Source organism: Hymenobacter coalescens (genome assembly GCF_054783195.1).
Window position 1 is genome coordinate 282,993 of record NZ_BAAGRA010000017.1, and the last position, 17,338, is coordinate 300,330.

A 17,338-nucleotide genomic window follows, 5' to 3' on the forward strand; every position below is an offset into this window, starting at 1 on the left:
TCTATGAAAAAGCAACTCTTCACCGCCACCTGTGCACTCGCACTGACCGTTTTGGGGCTGTCCTCTTGCCAAAAGCAGGACGAGGTTCGAGCCGCCGATCAGCCTTCGGAAGAAGCCTTGACGCAGATTCGCCAGCTGGGCTTCAGCACGCACAACGCGCAAAAAACGTCAGAAGGCTACCTGGTAGAAGGCGACATTCTCCTTTCCGAAGCCGACCTGAAGGCCACGCCCGACCACAAAGTGCTGCGCGTAGGCAACGTCGAGCAATACCGCACCAACAACCTTGTCAACGCCGGTACGGGCCGCGTCATCAAAATCAGCATTTCCAGCCGCCTGCCTACGTCGTACGTGGCCGGACTGGACGAAGCCATTCGGCGTTACAACGCGGAAAACCTGCTCATCACGTTCCAGCGCGTATCGAGCGGAGCCGATATTGATCTGGTGAAAGGCAATGGCAGCTACCTCGCCTCGGCCGGCTTTCCGACGTCGACGGGCGCCCCATACAGCCAGGTGAAAATCAACTCGCAGGCCATCGGCTCGAACCCGGCCACAAATTACCTGGCCACTATCCTGGCGCACGAAATAGGCCACTGCATCGGCTTCCGCCACACCGACTTCATGGACCGCTCCTACAGCTGCGGCGGGGCCACGGCCAACGAGGGCGCCAGCACGGTGGGGGCCATCCACATTCCGGGCACGCCGACCACCGCGGAGCCGAACTCGTGGATGCTCGCGTGCATCGGATCGGGCCAGAGCCGCCCGTTTGATGCCTACGACAAAACTGCACTCAGCTACCTGTACTAAGCTTCTGACAGAGCCACCGTTTACGCAACGAGGCCCGGTTCCGCGCGGAACCGGGCCTCGTTGCGTTTGTGCCGTTACGGAGTTAGTCACCGTTTTTGAGCCGGTGGCTTATGCTGCTTTTAATCGCCTTACTGCACCACAATTCGCCGGATGACCGTGCTGCTCCCCTCCGGCTGAATGCGCAGGATGTAGGTGCCGGCGCGCAAGCTGCGGGTATCTAGCTCATTGAGGGCGGAGGGGTCGGGGCTAGCTTCCCCTACCAGGCGGCCCAGCTGGTCGTAGAGCTGCCAACGCAGCGGGCGTTGGGCAGCATCCAGCACGGTAGCCGTCTGGCCGGCCGGCACGGGATTAGGAAATACCAGCACGTCGCCCGGCTGGGCATACTGTATGGCTTCGAGCTGGGTGTAGATGCTGCGCCCGGTAGCCGTTTCGAGACGGGCGCGGTAGCGGTAGAGTCCGGCCGTGGGCAGCTGATCGGACAGCAACAGCTGGGTTCCCAGCCCGGCCGTCAAGGTTTGTACCGTTTGAAAGCCGGTAGCGGTTTCGCGCTCCAGGTCCACGCGCCGAAGCTGGTAGGTGGTACCCAGCACCAAATCGAACAGGACTTCGCTGGTCACAAATTGCCGCGGCAAAAACGACTGCACGTAGCAGGCCGTGCCCGCGCTGGTGTAATCGATGGTGCGGCCGCGCACGCCCCCACCGCCGGGCAGCACGGGCTGCACGGCGTAATAGCGGCTGGCCAACTGGGAGCCGCTGAGCAGCAAGATGGTGTCGGTGATGGTGGCGAGGGGTTCCAGTTGCTGCGCGCCTAATTGCCACACTTGGTACTGCGTCGCACCGGAAATGGCGGACCAGGTAAGCAGGGCCTCCCCGGCGGCATTACCCGCCGCGGGACAGTTGTACCCGACGCGCAGCACCGGCGGCCGATTTAAGGCAAAGGTGCTGCTGGCATACGTGGTAGTGCCTACGACCAGCCGTACCTGCGCTTGCGCCGTGGCTTCATCCGCGGGCGGGGTCCAGGCGTAGATGCCGGCCGCCAGGTCCACACGAGGGTTGACGATGCGCCAGGCAGCAGCGGGCGCTGAGCAGTATTCCAATTGGCCGCTGACCGCCGGGCCCAGCCACTGCCACCGCAGGCGCTGGGCCTGATCGGCGCGCAGGACGGTGTTGGCACCGGCAGGATTGGACCAGGTGAAGCCCGGCGCTTCCAGCTCATACGCTACGGCAAACGGCTGATCCGCTCCGACGGCTAAGCGGTGAGTGCGCACCTGAATCTGATAACTGCCGGCAGCCGGAGCTGCCAGCGTGACCTGCTCCACGTTGTTGAGGCGGTCAACACCGCGGCGGGCCGGCAACACCAGCGAATCGGCGTGCGGGGCAGCGCTCAGCACCCACGGGCGCCAGCGCTGCCCGCCCGGACCGACTAGCTCCACGTCGAGGTCGTTGACGAGGGCCTGACCGACGCCCGCGGCGGCTTCTGCGTCGGCCCACACCAAGGTCAGCTTGAGCTGCCGCACTCCGGCGGGCACAGTCAACGGGAAGCTGCGCGTACTGCCGGCCGTGGCTGCCCCGAGCACGAAACGATTGTCGAGCACCGTCTGGACTGCGCCGAGGGCATCCGTCTGCCCGAAGCCGGCTTCAAAATCGGGGCCGGGGCGGCCGGCATCGTCGGCGCTGTTCAGCAGGGCGGCTTTGACCAGCGCAGCGGGCGGCAGGGCCCCGCTGTGCCCGTCGCGGTAAGCGTGTTGAACCAGCACGGCGGCGCCCGATACCACGGCGGCGGCATCGGAGGTGCCGGCTTCGCCGATGGCCACCAGTTCGGGCTTGATGCGGCCGTCGTGGGCGGGGCCGCGCGAGCTGAGCGCGGCCACGCGGCCCAGCGCATCGGTGGCCCCCACGCTGAGGGTGTTTTTGGATTGTTTAAACTGCCCGGTGAGGTTGGCCACGCCCGCCACGGCGGCGTACGGACTGCCGGTGGGGCCGGTGCGGTTGCCCTGGTTGCCCGACGAAAACACGTGCAGCAGGCTGGGGTACTGACGCGTCTGCTGGTCGTAGGCGCGGGCCTCCAGGCCGTAGTAGCTTTCGACGGCGGCCACCCCGTACGAGTGGTTTTGGACCGACACGTTCGCGGCGGCCAGTTGGGCGCCGTCGTCAGGCAGCAGGTTGGCGTAGCTGGACGTGGCCAGGCGTACCTGCCGGGCTGCTCCACGACCCGTGGGCGCCGAGTTGCCGGCACCGCCGATAAGCGTGGCCATGGTGGTGGCGTGGTCGCTGCCGGGGCTCCCAAACAGCGGGCTGCTCACCACGCGTCCGCGAAAATCCAGGTCGTTGGGGTCAAAGGCTTCTTCCTTAACCGAAGCCGTCAGTCCCTGCCCCGTCAATTGGGGGTACAGGCTGTGCACCGGCCAAAGGCGGTTGGCTCCCAGGTCCACGCCGTCGATTTCTTTTTCGGGCTGGGCGCGGCGGTCTGCCACGTCCACAAACTGCACCTGCGGACAAGCCGCCAGCGCCGCCGCGTCGGGCACGCCGCGCACGGTAAACAGCCGGCCGTCGTTTGAACTGGCTTGCAGCACGGCGCCGGGCAGGCGCTGCTGCAGCCACTGGCGAAAGGCAGCAACCTCCACCACCTGCACCCGGTACGTGGCCGGAGCGGGGCGGGCGGCCACGCGCTGCAGCAGCGGCGGAGCCAGCTTGGCCGCCAGCGGGACTCGGTGGGCGGCTGGTGTTTGGGCCTGCGCCGCAGGCAGCAGCGCGGCCGCGAGAAGCCCCAGGAGGGCACTGCGGGTGAGGGTAGTTTTCAGAGCGGAGCTTCGGTTGGTGGAGTCAGGAAATAAGCCAATTGTTGAATATTAGCTTGGGCTTACTTCTTGGGCTTGGAACGTTGATTAAAGATAGGGAAACCCGCGAATCAGCCACTGCCTGCCGGAGCCGCGAGCCGCCCAAATACAAAAAGAACCGGCATGGAAAGCCGGTTCTTCTGCGGGCGGTGCGGGCTCCGGTCGTCTTCAGGGCTTGAGCACGACCTTGGTGCAGTTGTCCTTCTTGTTGCGGAAGATGTCGTAGCCGTGGGCCGCTTCGGCCAGCGGCAGCCGGTGCGAGATGACGTCGTCGAGCTTCACTTTGCCGTCGACTACGTACTGCAGCAGCTTGTCGATGTGCTTGTGGGCCGGGGCCTGGCCGCCGCGCAGCGTGATGCCCTTGTCGAAGAACTGGCCCAGCGGGAAGTTGTCGAAGTAGGCGCCGTACACACCCAGCACCGACACGATGCCGCCGCGGCGCACTGCGCTCATGCAGGCTTCCAACACCTTGGGCGAGCCTTTTTCCAGGTTGATGACGGCCTTGGCGCGGTCCAGCAGGTCGCGGTCGGGCTCGAAGCCCACGGCCTCCACGCACACGTCGGCGCCGCGGCCGCTGCTCATGCTCCGGATTTCCTCGATGACCTGCTTGCGGTCCTGCCACAGGATGGTTTCGCAGTTGGCGGTGGCCCGGGCTTTGTCGAGGCGGTACTGCTGGGTATCGACGATGACCACGCGGGCCGCCCCGCGCAGCCAGGCCGACTTGGCGGCCATGATGCCCACCGGGCCCGAGCCGAAAATGGCCACGAACTCGCCGCCCTTTACCTCGCCCCAGTCGATGCCGGAGTAGCCAGTGGGGAAAATGTCGGTCAGAAACAGCGCCTGCTCGTCGGTGAGCGAGTCGGGAATCACGCGCGGGCCGAAGTCGGCGTAGGGCACGCGCACGTACTCGGCCTGTCCGCCGTTATAGCCGCCGTAGAGGTCGGTGTAGCCGAAGAGGGCGCCGCCCTTTTCCGTCAGCACGCCGCCCTCGGGGCCGTAGTGGTCGGGGTTGGAGTTTTCGCAGTGGCCGGGCAGGTGGTGGTTGCAGAAAAAGCAGGTGCCGCAGGCCACAGGGAAGGGCACTACCACCCGGTCGCCCACCTTGAGCTTGCCGCCCACGCCCTTGCCCACTTCCTCCACGATGCCCATGAACTCGTGGCCGAGCACCATGGGGCGCGGCTGCGGAATGCCACCGTTGTAGATGTGCAGATCGGAGCCGCAGATGGCCGTGCTCGTCACGCGGATGATGGCGTCGCGCGCGTCCTCCATTTTCGGGTCGTCGACCGTATCGACGCGCACGTCCTTGACACCGTGGAATACTAATGCTTTCATCGTGAATGGGTTTTGGGTGTGGAATGGGCTATCGGCACTGTAGCAAAACCTAACGAACCGGCTGGGGCCGAGGTTGTCGGGCCCAGCCGGGCCCAAGCTTCAGCGGCGCCATCCCCCTCTCTTTTTCGACAAAAAAATACCCCCGCGCACCGGGGTGGCGGGGGTAGATTGGTCAAGGTCAGCGGCCTGCAGATCAGGCCTGGGCCGAAACGATGTCGATGCCCTCGGTAAAGGAGTGCGGGCGGTAGCCCAACTCCCGCTCGGCCTTGTCGATAACGAAGCCGGTGCGCGGGGGGCGCTTGGCGGGCTGGGTGAAGGTGCTGCCGTCGGCCTCGGTGATAAACGATTTGTCGAGGCTGAAGTGGTCAGCCACGCGCAGGGCAATGTCGTAGGGCGTGAGCAGCTCGCGGCCCGAAATGTTGTAAATGCCCTGAGCGCTTTGCCGGGCAATCAGCCAGCACCCTTGAGCCAGGTCCTCGGCCAGCGTGGGCGTACGCCACTGGTCGTTCACGACCTTGATCTGCTTGCCGGCGCGCAGCGAGTCGCGCACCCAGAGCACGATGTTGGTTCGCCCGCCGCCGTGCAGCACGCCGTACACCAGCACGGTGCGCGCAATGGCCCAGCGCAGGCCGGGTGCGTTCATCACGGCCTCTTCGGCGGCCAGCTTGCTGCGCCCGTAGTGGCTGATGGGGTTGGGCGTAGCGTCCTCGGTGAGCGGGCCGTGCGTGCCGTCGAAGATGAAGTCGGTGCTCAGGTGCGTCAGGTGCACGCCGTGCGCGGCGCAGGCGCGGGCCAGGTTCTCGGTGGCCGTCACGTTTTGCAGCCAGCAGGCGTCTTGGTTTAGCTCGCACTCGTCCACGTTGGTCATGGCCGCGGTGTGGATGACGTGGGTGGGCCGCTGCTCGCCGAGCACGCGCTCTACCTGGGCCGCGTCGGTCACGTCGAGGGCGGCGAAGGGCACGCTTGGGTAGAGGTCGGCCAGGCGGTTGGTGCCGCGCGAGGTGGCAATCAGCGCCACGCCCGGTTCCTGGTGCAGTAACCCGATCAGCTTTTGGCCCAGCAGGCCGTTGGCCCCGGTGATGAGAAGGCGCATGGGTGCAATGGTTAAACGGTTGAATGGCTAAATGGTTAAATGGCTGGTCATGCTGGCGGCGCGACAACAATCAACCTTTTAGCCATCCAGCCATCTAGCCCTTATTGATACTGGTAGCCGTAGAGCTTGGTGATTTTCTTCTTGCTGAGCTTTTCCACCTTCACGTCCATCTTGATGGCTTCGTCGGGACGGTCCCGTTCGTTGCGCGGGGCCTGGGCAATCTTATCGACCACGTCCTGGCCCTGAATGACCTGCCCGAACACGGTGTAGGCCCCGTTCAGGTGGGGCACGCCGCCCGGGTTCTGCACGATGTAGAATTGCGAGGAGGAACTCGGCGTGCCGGGAGGGCCGCCCATGCGGGCCGCCGCCAGGGCCCCGGCCTTGTGCGTCAGCTCGGGCCGCAGCTCCGACGGAATGGTCGGGTCGCTGGGCTGGCCCATGCCGTCATCGTTCGGGTCGCTGTTCTTGGAATTGGCGTCGCCGCCCTGCACCATGAAGCCGGGAATCACGCGGTGAAAGGTGGTGCCGGTGTAGTAGCCGTTGCGCGCCTTCTGCAGAAAGTTGGCGCGGTGCAGCGGCGTCTGCTCAAACGTCACCAGCCGGATGTCGCCCAGCGTGGTGCCCCCCTGCGTGACGTGCAGGGTCACCAGCTCGTCCTTCTTGCTGGGCTTGGCGGCTTTGGTTTTTACCTTGGCTTCCGGAGCCTTCTGCGCGTGCGAGGCAGCGGGGGCCGCCAGCCAGCACAGGGCAGCCAGCAGGCCGGTCAGGCGAACAATACGGGTCATGGGCACGGAGGTAAGTCGATTCTAAGGGCCGTACGAAGTTTCAGGCAGCGAAGCTAAGCCGAATCGGCGGAACGCGCCAGCCAGTCGGGGCGCGTCAGCCCGAAGCAGTACGTATCGTGCAGCTGGTTGTCGCCGCCGCGGAAGTTGCGCCGCAGCAGCCCCTCGCGCTGCAGGCCGCAGCGCTCGGCCAGCCGGGCACTGCGCGCGTTGTCGGGGTCGATGTGGCAGTACACGCGCTCCAGGCTCAGCGCCGAAAACGCCCAATCGAGCACGGCCGTGGCCGCTTCGTGCATCAGGCCCTGGCCCTCGGCACGGCTGCCCAGCAGGTAGGCCAGCTCGGCTTTGGGCACTTCCCACTCAATGTTGCGCACGCTCACGAAGCCCAGCGGCCCGCCTTCGTCGGCCCCGAAGATGCCGAACTGAATGCCTTTGCCGATCTGCCAGTCGGCCTCCCATAGCTCGATGAACACGTGCGCGCTGACCTCGTCGCGCACGGCTCGTAGCGTTTTGGGAAAGTCGCGAGTGAGCCGGGCGCGGTCCGCCTCGATGAGGTGAAACACGGCGGGGGCGTCGGCGGGCCGCCAGGGGCGCAGCAGCAGGCGGGCGGTACGCAGCTCGGGGGCAGACGGCAGGGGGTGCGGGCGCATGGCAGCCGGGGTTGGAGCGCGGTACAGGCCGCGCGGTTAGGCGACGATGCACAAGTTTACGTAAGCGGCCCCAAGTCCACCTTTTCCCTCTCCTCTTATGCTCACCGCTGCTCGCGCGGCCGCTCCTGCCGCCTCGGCCGCCTGGTTTCCGAAGCTGCTGCTTGCCGGCTACTTCGTGCTGTTTGCCGCCCTGGCCATCCGGCCGTACGACCGGGGCACCTGGGTAGTCGAAAACCTGCCCATCGTGCTGATCGTGGCCGCGCTGGTGTGGTTGTACCTGCGCGGCGTACGCTTTTCCAACACCGCCTACGCCCTGATGAGCGTGCTGCTGTACCTGCACACTGTGGGCGGGTTCTATACCTTCGAGCGGGTACCGTTCGCGTGGTTCAACGACCTGTTCGGCTTCGAGCGCAACATGTACGACCGGGTGGCGCACTTCTCGGTGGGCTTCTACGCCTACGCCCTTATCGAGTACACCGATGCGCGGCAGCTCATCCGCAGCCGCTTCCTCTCCTATTTGCTGCCGTTGTGCGTCATCGGCACGGTGGCCATGAGCTACGAAATCATCGAGTGGGTGTACGCCGCTACGGCCGGCGGCGAGGCGGGCGCCGCCTTTCTGGGCAGCCAGGGCGACATCTGGGACGCGCAGAAGGACATGCTGGCCGATACCAGTGGAGCCGTAGCGGCGCTACTGCTGTACGCCCTGACGGGCCGCGCCAGCCAGCCCAGAGACTGAGTCGCTCAGCGGCTTACTCCTCCGGCAATACGTAGGCGGCCCGGAGCCGCGCGTAGGCTGGCGCAGGCGCCTGCACCAGCACGGGTTTTTGCCGGGCGTCGAGCGCGCTCAGCAATTGAGTTAATACCTGCTCCTGCATGGCGGTGCAGCCGGCGGTGGGGCGTCCCGCTCCGCGCCACACGTGAAAAAAGATGCACGAGCCCGCGCCCTTGGTGATGCGCTCGGTGTTGTAGGCCACCAGCAGGCCGTACTTGTACAGATCATCCTTGCGGCGCATCCGTTCGGCCGACGACCAGGTCCGCGCCAGGGTATCGGTATCGACGAGGCGGTTGTAGTAAGGCGAGGCCGCGTCATCGACGCACCAGACGGTGGAATCGACCCGCAGGTAGGGCAGCCGCGTAGTCACGTCGTGGTAGCCGTAGGCGCCGCTGATGGAAAAAATGCCCGCCGGTGCCTTCCCGTCGCCCTCGGTTTTGAGCGTGCCTTCCTGCAAAGTGGCCGCGTGCAGGCCCGGCCCCCAGGCCAGCCCCTTGCGCCCCACCATCACCGGCACGGCCTGCAATACCGGGCGCCAGCGGCCAGCCTCCCACTGATAGTAAGCCAGGGTTCCTTCCGTCGCGCTCCAGTCGGCTGTGCGCACCACCAGTAGCTGCCGGGTGCCGTAGGCGTCGGCCAAGCTGATTTTGCCCGTGGCAGCGCGGGTGGCGCAGCCGCCGAGCACGAGCAATAGACCAAGCAGCGGATACGGACGGGGCATAAAGCAGGTCTGAGTGGGGTATGCTGGGCAGACCATCAATGGCGGCCCGCCCAAGGAGCTTTTAATATAATGCTTCGCTTATATAATCGGCGGCCCCTAACCTATGCGCACCGCAGCTACCGAATCCATCCGTTCCTTCTGACCAATATGTTCTGCACGCCGCAGCGCCGAAACATTGCGGAAAGAGTGCTTCGGCGCTGCGGCTTATTCCCTAACGTAGGCTTGTGACTCGGCCGCTAGAACGTCGTCGATTCCGACTCGCGGTGCTGGCGGATTTCGCGCAGGATTTCCACGCCGCCGCGGCTGAGCACGGCTTCGGCCACGGCCACGCCCAGCGCCTCGGCGGCTTCCGGGTCGTGGGTTTCCTGCTTTTCCTCCACGTACTGCTGCCCGTCGAGGCTGATGAGGCCGCCGTGCAGCTGCAGGGCGCCTTCGTCGGTGAAGGTGGCCAGTGCAAACGATGGAATGCTGCAGCCGCCCTCCATGGTGCGCAGAAACGCGCGCTCGGCGCGCAGGCAGGTATGCGTATCCGGGTCGTCGAGCAGGTTGCGCAGGGCCAGCTTGCGCGGCATGTCCAGGCTCTTGGCGCACTCAATGGCCACCGAGCCCTGCCCGGCGGCGGGGATAAACTGCGTTTCGGGCAGCACGCGCACGATGAGGTTGTCGTACTCCATGCGGTGCACGCCGGCAAAGGCCAGCACCAGCGCGTCGTACTGGCCTTCCTCCAGCTTGCGCAGGCGCGTCTGCAGGTTGCCGCGGGCTTCGGCCGTAATGGCGTGCGGGTAGTGGCGTTTCAGCAGGGCCCGGCGGCGGGTGCTGCTGGTGCCCAGCACGATGTCGGGATTGTCGAGCGAGAAGCCCGGGTCGAAGCTCAGGATGACGTCGTTGACTTTCTCGCGGGTCATGAAGGCCAGCAGCTCCAAATCGTCCGGAATGTGGCTCTGCACGTCCTTGGCGCTGTGCACGGCAATGTCGATGTGGCCGGTGCGCAGGCTCTCCTCCAGCTCCTCCGTAAACACGCCCTTGGACCCAATCTTGTCCAGGGAACGGTCCAGCACCACGTCGCCCTTGGTGGTGATGATGACGATTTCGGTGGCCAGGCCGGCGGCCTGCAGGGTATCGGCCACGTGGTGGGCCTGCCACAGGGCCAGCTTGCTGCCACGGGTACCGATGCGGATGGGACGGGTCATATGGGGAGGTGGGGGAATAGTGAGGTGGTCAGTGGTGAAAGAGCGGGGCTCTAGCCAGTGCCGTTTGGATTGCCCGAACGTCAAACTCGCCAGTTCATCCCTCCCTGTTTCACCTAATTTACCGGCACGCGCAGCAGGTCGGCTACTTGCAGGGACGAATCGACGAACACCATGCGCGGGTTGGCGTTGCGCTCCACGTGAAAGTGCGCGTCGTTGAGTACCTGCGCAATGTCGGCTGCGTTGTGCCGGTGTACGAAAGGGCTGAACTTGCCGATGAACGTTTGCTCGGCGGCCGGCAAATGGGGCACCAGCTGGGCATCGAGGCCGTAGAGCAGCACCTTGCGCACCAGCCCCAGGGCGTACTGCAGAAACTCCTTCTGGTTTTCGCGGCCCAGCTTCTGAAACTTATCGGCCAGCGTCACCATGTCGTCCAGGTTGCCTTGGCTCACACGGAAGCAGGCCCGCATCCACTCGCTGAACAGGCTGAAGTGGTCGTTGTCGGGGGCGTCGCGGGCGGCCAGGGCGGCGCCGAGGCTGCCTTCGCTCACCAGCGCCAGCTGCCGGGCCTTGGCTTCGGGCACTTGGTAGCGCTCCACGAGGTAAGCCGTCAGGTCCGGCTCGCGGAAGCGCGGCACCGGCACCACCTGCACCCGGCTCACGATGGTGGGCAGCAGGCGCTCGGGTTGCTGGCTGACGAGCAGAAACACCGTGGCGGGCGGCGGCTCCTCCAGCAGCTTGAGCACGGCGTTGGCGGCGGCTGGGTGCATCAGCTCGGGCAGCCAGATCAGCACCACCTTGAACGGGGCCTCGAAGGCTTTCAGCGACACGAGCTTGAGCAGCTGCACGGCCTCGTCCTTGGAGATGCTGCCCTGCTTGTTGTCGGCCCCGATGTGCTGCATCCAGTCGTTCAGGCCCTGGTACATGCCCCCGTCGGCCAGCACGAAGCTGCGCCACTCGGCCGTGAACTTGTGGCTGAGCGCGTCCTTGCTCACGGCCTTGGTGGTCGTGACGGGCAGGATGAAGTTCAGGTCGGGGTGCACCAGCCGGTCGATTTTGCGGCAGTTGGGGCACTCCCCGCAGGAATCCTCGGGCTGGCGGTTTTCGCAGTTCAGGTAGGCCGCGTAGGCCAGCGCCAGGGCCAGCGCCCCCGAGCCCTCGGCCCCGCGAAACAGCTGGGCGTGGGCCACGTGCTGCCGCTGCACCGATTGCCGGAGCACTTGCTTGACCGCCTGCAGGCCGGGAATTTCAGCGAAACGCATAAAGAAACGGTTACCGGGCCGGGTTAGAGGATGAGCTTGCCCAGCACCACGCGCACGCCCAGCGTGAGGGCCACGATGACCACCGCCCCCGCGAGGCGCTGCCCCTGCGGCCGGCCCGACTTCAGCCAGCGAAACAGCAGCCAAAGGCCCAGGGCCGTCACCAGCAGCGACACCACGCCCAGCTTCACCGACTTGATGCTGTCCATCACGGCGCTGGTGCCCATGAACATGGTGGCGAACATACCGATGGCGAAGTCGGCGCCTTTCAGGCCGGAAGTGGGTTCGTCGGTTGGCTTCACGCGGCGCGGGGTTTACAGTTCGATGGTGGTGTTGTGCTCGGGCGAAGCCAGGGTACTGGTTCGCTCCCAGGCGCGGTCCTTGGCCGTCAGCTCGTACACTTTCTGCATGATGCCGCGCTCCACCTCGTCGTAAGCGAGGCCGCGGCGGGCCATGACGCGCTCATTCACCTCGGCCACCTTGTTCAGGCGGAAGGTTTCGAAGCCGGCGGCCCCGCCCCAGCTGAACGAGGGAATGAACTGCCGCGGGAAGCCCGCCCCGAAGATGTTGGCCGCCACGCCCACCACCGTGCCGGTGTTGAACATGGTGTTGATGCCGCACTTGCTGTGGTCGCCCATCATCAGCCCGCAGAACTGCTGCCCGGTGTTCACGAAGCGGCCGGCGGCGTGGCTCCAGATTTTCACCGGGGCGTAGTTGTTCTTCAGGTTCGAGGTGTTGGTGTCGGCCCCCAGGTTGCACCACTCGCCGATGACGGAGTTGCCCAGGTAGCCGTCGTGGCCCTTGTTGGAGTAGCCCAGCAGGATGGAGTTGCCTACCTCGCCGCCCACCTTGCAGAACGGGCCCACGGTGTTGTCGCCGCGCATCTTGGCGCCGGCGTTGATGTGGCTGCCCTCGCAAAGCGCCAGTGGGCCCTTGATGATGGCGCCTTCGTGCACCTGCGAGTTTTTGCCGAGGTAAATCGGCCCGTCCTCCGCGTTCAGAATGGCCGCCCGGATCTTGACGCCTTCCTCGATGAAGATATTCTCCGGCGCGTACACGATGGTGTGCGCGTCGCCCACGGGCTGCGACTCGCGGCCGGCCGTGAGCAGGGCGAAGTCACGGCGGATTTCGGCGCCGTTGTGCAGAAACAGCTGCCAGGGGTGCTGAATGCTGGTGACCGGCTCGGCCACCTGCCGCATAGCCCGGAAACCGTCCTGGATCAGCTCGGCCACCTTGCCCGCGTCGGCCAGGTGGGCGGCCACCAGCAGTTCCCCGTCGAACAGCGCCTCGCCGGGCTGCAGGGCCTGCACCTGCCGGGCGAGCAGCTCGTCGGGGCACACGGCGCCGTTGATGACCAGGGCCGGCCCTTCGGCCGGGGCGGCCGGAAACTTCGCCTGCAGGTAGGGCTCGGTGAGGTAGTACACGGCCTCTTCGCCCAGGCGGCGCTGCCACTTTTCGGCCACGGTGAGGATGCCGCAGCGCAGCGCCGCCACCGGGCGGGTGAAGGTGAAGGGCAGCAGGTTCGGCCGGATGGCCGGGTCGTCGAAAAGCAGAACGGTCATGGTAGCGGGTTGTTGGTTGTCAGGGGCTCGTTGGCAGCGGCCGGCCAGAACACGGGTGCAAAGGTCGGACGTCGGGCATCAGCACCCAACCCCCGGGCAAAACAAAAGCTCCCGCTGGCGCAGGGCCGGCGGGAGCTTGGGAGCAGGCATGCAGCTGCCACTGACAACTGACAACCCGCACCGGGTAACGTCAAAGAAGCTTACTTCTTCTTGTAGCGGTTCATGAACTTCTCTACGCGGCCAGCGGTGTCGAGCAGCACGTTCTTGCCGGTGTAGAAGGGGTGCGACTGGCTGCTAACTTCCACCTTGATAACGGGGTACGTCTTGCCGTCCTCCATCGTGATGGTTTCGTTCGACGTCATGGTCGAGCGGGTGATGAATTTGAAGTCGCTCGTGGTGTCCTGAAACACAACCTCGCGGTACTCGGGGTGGATGTCCTTTTTCATGGCGCTGATGCGTGAAGTCCTGGTAGGCCCCGCCGATTTTGCGGAAGGGACGGCAAAGGTAAGACCTTGAGGGTAAAAAGAAAAGCTTGCGGGCTTTTTTCCGGCTTAATAGAAACTTTACCTTCCGCAATTGGCCGAAAAAGTTATTTTTGGTCCCGGTCCTGCCCACTTTTCCCCTTCCCCCACCCTTCTTTACCCGTGCCGCCGCATGACCCGCAGGCATCTTCTCCCGTTGCTGTTCGCGCTGCTGCTGGCCGCCTCCACGGCCTGGGCCGTCACGGTCACCATGTTCCAGGCAACGCTGGAAGGGGCGGCAGCCGTGCGCCTGGACTGGGAAGTAGCCAACGAAACGGGCCTATTGGGCTTTGAGCTGTACCGCAAGGGCGCCAGCGACGCGGTGTTCAGCCGGCTGACCACCGTGGCCCCCACCGGCCAGCGCCGTTACCAATACAGCGACACCAACCTGTACCGCGGCACCACCAGCACCGCCAGCACCAACACCGGGCCTTACTCGTACCGCCTTACCGTAAAGTCCAGCACCGGCGAACAGAGCTACACCGTGGTTCTGAACCAGACGCCCAGCGCCGTGCAGCGCTCCTGGGGCAGCATCAAGTCGATGTTTCGGTAGGCGGTGAGATGAAGAGTTACTGTTCTGGTCATCCGAATGGCGAAACGAAGCCGGTAGTAACCGGTTTTTTTGTGCCCTTACCTTTGCCCGCGCTTCAGACCAAGCCGTTTCGGGCCGTCCGTACGCCACTCACCATTTCACGCCCCACCACTTCACCGCCGATGCGCCTCTGCTTTGCCTCCAACAACGCTCACAAGCTGGATGAAATCCGGCCGCTGCTGCCCGCGCACATCGAGCTGCTAAGCCTGGCCGACATCGGCTGCGCGGAAGAGCTGCCCGAAACGCAGGACACCCTGGAAGGCAACGCCCTGCAGAAAGCCCGCTACGTGTGGGACCACTACGGCGTGTCGTGCTTCGCCGACGATACCGGCCTGGAAGTGCCCGCCCTCGACAACGCGCCGGGTGTGTACTCGGCCCGCTACGCCGGCCCGCAGCGCTCCGCGGCCGACAACGTGGAGAAGCTGCTGCGGGAGCTAAACGGGCAGCCCGACCGCGCCGCTCGGTTCCGCACGGTCATTGCGCTGGTGTCGGGTGCCACCGACCAATGGACGTTTGCCGGCGAGGTGCAGGGCCACATCACCGAGGCCCCGCGCGGGGCAGGCGGCTTCGGCTACGACCCCGTGTTCGAGCCCGAGAGCCTCGGCCAGACTTTCGCCGAAATGACAACGGAGGAAAAAAATGCGCTGAGCCACCGGGCCCGGGCCGTAGCCCAGCTAACTACTTTTCTGAAGGAACAATACTCCGTGGAATAGCCCGCGGGCCCAACTGCTAGGCTCTCCGGCCGGGCGCGGCTAGCTTCCTAACGTGCGAAACCCTTACTTTTGCAAGGTTGGCCCTGCTGGTCGGGCCGCAGTCAGCATCCATGCAACAGCCTTTCATCGTTGGTATCACCGGCGGCAGCGCTTCCGGCAAAACGACTTTCCTGCGTCGTCTTCTGGCTTCCTTTCCGAAGGAAGACATTTGCCTGATTTCCCAGGACAATTACTACCACCCCCGCGAGGTGCAGCAGGTGGACTCGCAGGGCGTCACAAATTTCGACCTGCCCGCCAGCATCGACTCGGCTGCGTACGCGGCCGACGTGCTCAGCATCAGCCAGGGACGGGAAGTGCGCCGCGCAGAGTACACGTTCAACAACCCGAACGCCCCCGTCCAGGAGCTGGTGTTCAAGCCCGCGCCCATTGTGGTGGTGGAGGGCATCTTCGTGTTCTACTTCGAGGAAGTAGCCAAGCTGCTCGACCTGAAGGTGTACATCGACGCGCGGGAACACGTGAAAGTGCTGCGCCGCATCGTGCGCGACCGGGATGAGCGCGGCTACGACCTGGAGGACGTGCTCTACCGCTACACCCACCACGTGGCACCCACCTACGAGAAGTACATCAAGCCCTTCAAGCACGACGCGGACATTATCATTCCCAACAACCGCCACTTCGACAAGGGACTGGACGTGTTGGTGGCCTACCTGCAAAGCCGCGTAGCCACCTCGAAAGCGTAGCCCAAGGGTATTTAAAAAAGGCCGATGAGTCAGCTCAGCGGCCTTTTTTTGTGGTTGGCACGGTGCTCAGCTGCGGCGGGCCGTCCACCAGCCGAACCCGGCCAGCAGCAGCAACAGCGCCAGCACCGCGTTGGCGTAGCGCTTGGTCTGTCGGGGCGTATCCATGCTCATCGGGGTCGGGGTAACAGCGGCTAGCTGCTGGGCGTAGAAGGGGTCGGTGCGCACAAAGGCGGAAACCTCCTGCGGCGGCGCCACGGCCGGGCCGGTCACGGTCAGCTCCAGCTCAGGGCGCAACGTGTCGTAGCGCCCGGCGTCGGGGTTGAATACGGGCACGGCCAGCACGTCGCGCAGGCGCAGCAGTCCCGGCTGCCGCGGCACCAGGCGGTAGCGCAGCACCTTGCGCCCGCTGACGCGGCCGTCGGCGCGGGTCAGCTCCTGGCGCACCTCGGGACCGTACACTTCCAGGCCGGGCGTGGTTCGGGGCACGGGCGGCGGCAGGGCGGCTAAGTTGCCTTCGCCCTCCACCACCAGCGTGTAAGTGATGGTGTGCCCGGTGCGAAAGGCCGTGCCGCCCACGCCTTCGCGCAGGCGGTAGCGCCCCACGGCCGGCAATGTTCGGCTGCTGTCGGCCAGCGGCGGCAGGGGGCGCACGCGCACGGTGCGCGGCTGGCTGAAGTAGGTTTTGTAGCCCTCGAGGCGGTTGTCGAGCCCGGCTTCCGGTCGCTTGGCCAGGCGGTATTTCTTCATCTGCAGCGACACCGCCGGAAAGCTCAGCGGCTTGTCGCTGAGCGGGTAGTACACGGCTTCGTAGAGCTGATAGCGCAGATAGGGCTTGCCGCCTACGCGCACCGAATCGGGCTGAATATCGGTTTCATCAAAGGCTTCTTCCCAGGCCGTGGGCTGCCGGAGCTGCCGCAGCAGGGGCGGCAATTGTTCGGCAAAGCGGTAAAAGTCGAGCAGGCCCTGGTCGGAGGGGGCCAGATAAAAGTATAGGCCCACGTGCACCGGCTCGCCCACCCAGGCCTCGGTCCTGTCGGGCTCCACGCTCAGAAAGGCGTTGTCGCGGGGCTCCACGTATTCCTGGGGCTTGGGCTTGCCCAGCAGCTGATCCAGCAGCCCGATGCCCTGCAGGGGCTGCGGCTTGGCTGTGGGCGGTGCGCCGGCAGCGGGCGCCGTGCCGGGGGCCGCCGGGGGCGTGGTGGGCTGCGGCAGCACGCGCAGCGTGGCTCCGGCCGAGCGCAACACTTGCCCGTTGACCGTCAGGCTGAACGGCTTGAGCACAAATTCCCCCTCGGCAAAGGCCGCGTAGCGCTGCGTCAGCACCAGCTCCACGCTGCTGCGCCCCTGCACGGTGCGGGTGGTGGTGGTCGAGGTTTTGCCGCTCTTCTTGAAGCCCTCGATGTCGGGGAAAGCCGAGTACCGCTCCAGCGGCGCCCCGCGCAGGCGCAGGGCAATGGTGAAGTACTCGTTGACGGGAAACGAGGTGCGCCCTATTTCCAGCGCAGCTTGCTGCCCGGCGGGCGAAGCGGTGGTGCCCGGCGCAGCAGCGGGTGGGGCTGCGTTCTGCGCAGATCCGGGCGTGGAGCCGATCGGGCCGAAGCTGAGCAGCAGCGTACAGACGAAAAAAAAATGGCGCCACGGCATGTAGTCAAAACTACGGAAAAAGCGGCTTGCAACCCTTACCGAGGGTATTAAAGCGGCAACTCATGGCAGAGCTTTCTATATTAAAAATTATCCATATAAGCAATTTTTTCTTACTCCCACAAACCACGC

The 17,338-nt window shown here is 65.2% G+C and carries 17 protein-coding genes; 5 read left to right on the plus strand and 12 right to left on the minus strand.

The window, feature by feature from the left end:
* Window positions 1-3 precede the first annotated feature (3 nt).
* Window positions 4-804 carry a M57 family metalloprotease gene (locus tag ACYVKQ_RS15790; RefSeq protein ID WP_460676323.1) on the plus strand — a complete coding sequence of 267 codons (801 nt, stop codon included), beginning with the start codon at window positions 4-6 and terminating at the stop codon, window positions 802-804.
* Window positions 805-932: 128 nt separating this feature from the next.
* On the opposite strand, the gene ACYVKQ_RS15795 is transcribed toward ACYVKQ_RS15790, so the two are convergent.
* From ACYVKQ_RS15795 to ACYVKQ_RS15815, 5 genes are all read right to left on the minus strand, one after another.
* Window positions 933-3,470: a S8 family peptidase gene (locus ACYVKQ_RS15795; RefSeq protein ID WP_460676324.1), complete on the minus strand. Its 2,538-nt coding sequence runs from the start codon at window positions 3,468-3,470 to the stop codon at window positions 933-935.
* A 339-nt stretch (window positions 3,471-3,809) separates the two neighbouring features.
* Window positions 3,810-4,973, minus strand: coding sequence for a zinc-dependent alcohol dehydrogenase (locus ACYVKQ_RS15800; RefSeq protein ID WP_460676325.1), 1,164 nt, complete (start codon window positions 4,971-4,973; stop codon window positions 3,810-3,812).
* Window positions 4,974-5,166: 193 nt separating this feature from the next.
* A complete protein-coding gene (locus ACYVKQ_RS15805; RefSeq protein WP_460676326.1) occupies window positions 5,167-6,066 on the minus strand; it encodes an SDR family oxidoreductase in 900 nt (299 codons plus the stop codon).
* 101 nt (window positions 6,067-6,167) lie between these two features.
* Window positions 6,168-6,851, minus strand: a complete 684-nt coding sequence (locus tag ACYVKQ_RS15810) for a peptidylprolyl isomerase (RefSeq protein WP_460676327.1) — start codon at window positions 6,849-6,851, stop codon at window positions 6,168-6,170.
* Window positions 6,852-6,904: 53 nt separating this feature from the next.
* Complete coding sequence (locus ACYVKQ_RS15815) at window positions 6,905-7,498, minus strand: GNAT family N-acetyltransferase (protein WP_460676328.1); 594 nt, start codon at window positions 7,496-7,498, stop codon at window positions 6,905-6,907.
* A gap of 97 nt (window positions 7,499-7,595) precedes the next feature.
* Between ACYVKQ_RS15815 and ACYVKQ_RS15820 the strand changes: the two genes are divergently transcribed.
* Window positions 7,596-8,234, plus strand: coding sequence for a DUF2238 domain-containing protein (locus ACYVKQ_RS15820; RefSeq protein ID WP_460676329.1), 639 nt, complete (start codon window positions 7,596-7,598; stop codon window positions 8,232-8,234).
* 13 nt (window positions 8,235-8,247) lie between these two features.
* Here ACYVKQ_RS15820 and ACYVKQ_RS15825 read toward each other — a convergent pair whose 3' ends face one another.
* The 6 genes from ACYVKQ_RS15825 to ACYVKQ_RS15850 form a co-directional block, all read right to left on the minus strand.
* Entirely contained in the window at window positions 8,248-8,991 is a 744-nt protein-coding gene (locus ACYVKQ_RS15825) for a L,D-transpeptidase family protein (protein WP_460676330.1), read from the minus strand.
* A gap of 236 nt (window positions 8,992-9,227) precedes the next feature.
* On the minus strand, window positions 9,228-10,181 hold the full coding sequence (gene hemC / locus ACYVKQ_RS15830) for a hydroxymethylbilane synthase (RefSeq protein WP_460676331.1): 954 nt from the start codon (window positions 10,179-10,181) through the stop codon (window positions 9,228-9,230).
* A 113-nt stretch (window positions 10,182-10,294) separates the two neighbouring features.
* Window positions 10,295-11,440 (minus strand): DNA polymerase III subunit, encoded by a 1,146-nt coding sequence (locus ACYVKQ_RS15835; protein ID WP_460676332.1) that lies wholly within the window; start codon window positions 11,438-11,440, stop codon window positions 10,295-10,297.
* Window positions 11,441-11,463: 23 nt separating this feature from the next.
* Window positions 11,464-11,739, minus strand: coding sequence for a hypothetical protein (locus ACYVKQ_RS15840; protein WP_460676333.1), 276 nt, complete (start codon window positions 11,737-11,739; stop codon window positions 11,464-11,466).
* 12 nt (window positions 11,740-11,751) lie between these two features.
* Window positions 11,752-12,999, minus strand: a complete 1,248-nt coding sequence (locus ACYVKQ_RS15845; protein ID WP_460676334.1) for a GlmU family protein — start codon at window positions 12,997-12,999, stop codon at window positions 11,752-11,754.
* Between the two features lie 200 nt (window positions 13,000-13,199).
* A complete protein-coding gene (locus ACYVKQ_RS15850; protein WP_227768232.1) occupies window positions 13,200-13,445 on the minus strand; it encodes a type B 50S ribosomal protein L31 in 246 nt (81 codons plus the stop codon).
* 208 nt (window positions 13,446-13,653) lie between these two features.
* On the opposite strand from ACYVKQ_RS15850, the gene ACYVKQ_RS15855 reads away from it, so the two are divergent.
* The 3 genes from ACYVKQ_RS15855 (at window position 13,654) to ACYVKQ_RS15865 (ending at window position 15,565) form a co-directional block, all read left to right on the plus strand.
* Window positions 13,654-14,073 carry a hypothetical protein gene (locus ACYVKQ_RS15855; RefSeq protein ID WP_460676335.1) on the plus strand — a complete coding sequence of 140 codons (420 nt, stop codon included), beginning with the start codon at window positions 13,654-13,656 and terminating at the stop codon, window positions 14,071-14,073.
* Between the two features lie 161 nt (window positions 14,074-14,234).
* Window positions 14,235-14,825, plus strand: a complete 591-nt coding sequence (gene rdgB / locus ACYVKQ_RS15860) for an RdgB/HAM1 family non-canonical purine NTP pyrophosphatase (RefSeq protein WP_460676336.1) — start codon at window positions 14,235-14,237, stop codon at window positions 14,823-14,825.
* Between the two features lie 110 nt (window positions 14,826-14,935).
* On the plus strand, window positions 14,936-15,565 hold the full coding sequence (locus ACYVKQ_RS15865) for a uridine kinase family protein (protein WP_460676337.1): 630 nt from the start codon (window positions 14,936-14,938) through the stop codon (window positions 15,563-15,565).
* A gap of 66 nt (window positions 15,566-15,631) precedes the next feature.
* Here the strand turns inward: ACYVKQ_RS15865 and ACYVKQ_RS15870 are convergent, their stop codons facing one another.
* Window positions 15,632-17,209, minus strand: a complete 1,578-nt coding sequence (locus tag ACYVKQ_RS15870; RefSeq protein ID WP_460676338.1) for a BatD family protein — start codon at window positions 17,207-17,209, stop codon at window positions 15,632-15,634.
* Between the last annotated feature and the right edge of the window lie 129 nt (window positions 17,210-17,338).

Excerpts from the sequence above, each read along its gene's own strand:
- ACYVKQ_RS15790 (WP_460676323.1), top strand. The coding sequence starts at position 4 with ATGAAAAAGCAACTCTTCACCGCCACCTGTGCACTCGCACTGACCGTT.
- ACYVKQ_RS15800 (WP_460676325.1), bottom strand. The coding sequence starts at position 4,973 with ATGAAAGCATTAGTATTCCACGGTGTCAAGGACGTGCGCGTCGATACG.
- ACYVKQ_RS15805 (WP_460676326.1), bottom strand. The coding sequence starts at position 6,066 with ATGCGCCTTCTCATCACCGGGGCCAACGGCCTGCTGGGCCAAAAGCTG.
- ACYVKQ_RS15810 (WP_460676327.1), bottom strand. The coding sequence starts at position 6,851 with ATGACCCGTATTGTTCGCCTGACCGGCCTGCTGGCTGCCCTGTGCTGG.
- ACYVKQ_RS15815 (WP_460676328.1), bottom strand. The coding sequence starts at position 7,498 with ATGCGCCCGCACCCCCTGCCGTCTGCCCCCGAGCTGCGTACCGCCCGC.
- ACYVKQ_RS15820 (WP_460676329.1), top strand. The coding sequence starts at position 7,596 with ATGCTCACCGCTGCTCGCGCGGCCGCTCCTGCCGCCTCGGCCGCCTGG.
- ACYVKQ_RS15825 (WP_460676330.1), bottom strand. The coding sequence starts at position 8,991 with ATGCCCCGTCCGTATCCGCTGCTTGGTCTATTGCTCGTGCTCGGCGGC.
- hemC (WP_460676331.1), bottom strand. The coding sequence starts at position 10,181 with ATGACCCGTCCCATCCGCATCGGTACCCGTGGCAGCAAGCTGGCCCTG.
- ACYVKQ_RS15835 (WP_460676332.1), bottom strand. The coding sequence starts at position 11,440 with ATGCGTTTCGCTGAAATTCCCGGCCTGCAGGCGGTCAAGCAAGTGCTC.
- ACYVKQ_RS15845 (WP_460676334.1), bottom strand. The coding sequence starts at position 12,999 with ATGACCGTTCTGCTTTTCGACGACCCGGCCATCCGGCCGAACCTGCTG.
- ACYVKQ_RS15850 (WP_227768232.1), bottom strand. The coding sequence starts at position 13,445 with ATGAAAAAGGACATCCACCCCGAGTACCGCGAGGTTGTGTTTCAGGAC.
- ACYVKQ_RS15855 (WP_460676335.1), top strand. The coding sequence starts at position 13,654 with ATGACCCGCAGGCATCTTCTCCCGTTGCTGTTCGCGCTGCTGCTGGCC.
- rdgB (WP_460676336.1), top strand. The coding sequence starts at position 14,235 with ATGCGCCTCTGCTTTGCCTCCAACAACGCTCACAAGCTGGATGAAATC.
- ACYVKQ_RS15865 (WP_460676337.1), top strand. The coding sequence starts at position 14,936 with ATGCAACAGCCTTTCATCGTTGGTATCACCGGCGGCAGCGCTTCCGGC.
- ACYVKQ_RS15870 (WP_460676338.1), bottom strand. The coding sequence starts at position 17,209 with ATGCCGTGGCGCCATTTTTTTTTCGTCTGTACGCTGCTGCTCAGCTTC.